The 2805-nt window shown below is 49.3% G+C and carries 3 protein-coding genes; 1 reads left to right on the forward strand and 2 read right to left on the reverse strand.

Going from position 1 to position 2805, the window contains the following annotated elements; translation table 11 throughout:
- Window positions 1-175: 175 nt before the first annotated feature.
- Complete coding sequence (gene galT, locus ACP5N5_RS05845; protein WP_042667333.1) at window positions 176-1153, reverse strand: galactose-1-phosphate uridylyltransferase; 978 nt, start codon at window positions 1151-1153, stop codon at window positions 176-178.
- A 6-nt stretch (window positions 1154-1159) separates the two neighbouring features.
- Entirely contained in the window at window positions 1160-2407 is a 1248-nt protein-coding gene (locus tag ACP5N5_RS05850) for a galactokinase (RefSeq protein WP_428133855.1), read from the reverse strand.
- Between the two features lie 116 nt (window positions 2408-2523).
- Between ACP5N5_RS05850 and ACP5N5_RS05855 the strand changes: the two genes are divergently transcribed.
- The coding region (locus ACP5N5_RS05855) for an NAD-dependent epimerase/dehydratase family protein (protein ID WP_428133858.1) at window positions 2524-2805 on the forward strand (282 nt) is incomplete at its 3' end.

Below are 2805 nucleotides of genomic sequence, written 5' to 3' on the forward strand. Positions count from 1 at the left end.
CCGGACAGAGCGGGGGAATAAGAAATAAGGGGGTGAAGCAGGCAATTACAGGTATTCACCAGACCCGAACCCTACTGCTTAGGAGTAGTTTTACACCGTAGAAATCCACGTTATCCATCATTACGCCTTTTGTCTTCCCCCTGCTATGCGTACACGAGGTTAAAAACTTAACTAGCTATGTGTGTCCACACTTATTCTCCCTAATAGCCTTCCTCAATAATTCTGCAACATACTCCGGGGTGGAGTCGTAGGTAAAGTTTCCTCCACCAGTCTCCATGCCAGCGGCATACTTTAGCTTCCCGGTTGTCCTGTACATGCCATATATTTCGATATGGAGGTGGTAGAATGGATACCTGGTGTGCATGGGGTTCTGGTGGAGGACCATCGTGTAGGGCATTGGCTTCCCGAGGACCCTGTTTAATCCACATAGAACCGTCTTTAATGCATGGGCTAATGCAGTCACCTCATCACTGGTTAGATCCGTTAACTCGCCTACATGTCTCCTGGGGTATATGTGGACCTCGAAGGGCCAGTGAGCATAGAATGGTATGAAGGCTATCCAGTCACTTGAATCATATACTATTCTAACTCTCTCCTTCTCCTCCTCCCCGATTATCCTGCAGAAAAGACACTCCTTACTCTCATTATAATATCGCCTAGCGTTCTCAATCTCTCTCTGCACCCTGACGGGCACGAAGGGGAGTACGTATATCTGTGAATGAGGATGCGTTAGGGATACACCTATTTCACGCCCCTTATTCCTGAAGAAGAGGAAGTAGACGAGCCTTTTATCCTGCTTCTCCTCCCTGTACTTATCGACAACTAGGTTGAGTACCCTGGCTATGTGTTCAACTGGGAGATCACTTATATCATCTAGATCATGGATAGGGGTCTCAATAACCACCCAGCACCTCCCATACGAGGGCGCAGTCCTGTAGAAACCATGCCTCCCCGGCTCTAAGGGGGTATCGCTGAGCATGGGATACCGGTTCCTGAGTATTAGTGCATCCCATCCATACCCTGTCTCAGGCGCGCCGGGGCAGAAGGGGCAGAAGCCCTCGGGTTGCCAGGGCCTCGCCTCCCTTATGCTTGAAACCATGACCCACTCTCCGAGGACAGGGTCCCATCTCAGCTCCTGGATCCTTCTCTCCACTAGTGATCACCTGTCTCCATGCGTTTTAACTCCCTCATCTATCTCAACTATCCATCCACGGGGTGCGCAGCAATCCAGGACTCCTTTAAGTGCTTTCCCAGCAGTATCCCTATCCCTGCATAAAGCTATAACGGAGCCGCCTAGCCCCGCTCCCGAGAGCTTGGCCCCCAGTGCTCCAAGCTTATTCATTTCCTCAACTATCCTATCTATCTCTGGCAGGCTTACATCATATAGCTTGCTAAGTAAGTAATGCTGATGATTCATTACTAAGCCTATTAGCTCCAGTCTCCATGTATTACTGGAGAGAATAGACCTCACCTTTTCAGGCTCCGCTAATTCACTACCGAGGACCTCTACAACCTCACCAACCGTGGGCTTAAACCCCTTTAACGCCTTAACCGCTAGCATCGTGGATGAATGCATTCTAATCGTGAACTCTATCTTCCTAGCCCCAGTCCTATTCACGTTATCAAGGTATGGGGCGAGCTCGTCTAGTGTGAGCTCCTCCCACCTCGGCTCCCAGTACCTATACCCCAGCTTGCTCTTCAAGCCCGGGGGAACAATACTCATTAACTCGTTTAATGCCCTATCTATCTCACCCTGTACACGTGGATGGATATCGGCTGTCGAGTGCCTGATCCCGGAGTCCACTACGAGCCAAACCCCCTCTCTGAACCCGAGTTCCTCAACATTGTACGGGGGCCTTGTATGTATCAATGTTACACCGCCGAAGGCTGAACCATACTGGTCTAGTCTCCCGCAGGGTATACCCATGACCTTGCTCTCGGCTTTGAAGGCATACTCAGCTATATCCTTCCTACTAAGCCCAAGCCCGTTGAGCTCGCTTATACCCCAGGCGACAGCTACTTCCAGGGCTGCACTACTCGCCAGCCCTGAGGCGACGGGTATATTGCTTGCAATATATGCCTTGAACCCCTTGATCCTGTATCCTTCCTCAGTGAAGACCTTGAATACCGCCCTAATATAGTCGCCGAACCATTTACCACCCCTCAGTGTTATCTCTTCTGGGTGGAACTCATCCACCGCGTTAAGGTTCTCGGAGTAAGCCATGACTCCATTATTGCTGGGCGCTAATGCAATATATGTCCTAAGGTTTACTCCTATAGCTGAGACCGGTAAGCCCTTATAATCCTGGTGGGTATTCAGGAAGTCAAGTCTACCAGGTGCTGAGACCACTATTGATGGCTTCTCACCGTAGAACTCCTTGAATGCTATACCTATTTTATCAATCATGAAATCATCCTCCCAGATCCTCCATGATGAGACCCCTTAGATTTTAAACTTTGATGTAATTCTTATTAAACCCATACCTAGTAATGAGCTTATATGATGTAGGAGAGGAATTAAGCATGAGATATGTTGTCACAGGAGGAGCGGGCTTCATAGGTAGCCACTTAGTCGACTACCTTGTCTACAGGCTTAAAGCTGATGAGGTAGTGGTAATCGACAACTTGTCCTCAGGTTCACCCAGGAACATAGAGATGCATATTGATGCAGGGGTAGTGAGACTCGTTAAGGCGGATCTATCTAAGCGCGGAGAATGGGAGAAGGGCCTTAAAGGAGCCGATATAGTTTTCCACTATGCCGCCAACCCTGAGGTCAGGATATCGAGTGTGGAGCCAGGCATACAC

The organism is Desulfurococcus sp., from assembly GCF_049970475.1.
Taxonomy (GTDB): domain Archaea; phylum Thermoproteota; class Thermoprotei_A; order Sulfolobales; family Desulfurococcaceae; genus Desulfurococcus; species Desulfurococcus amylolyticus.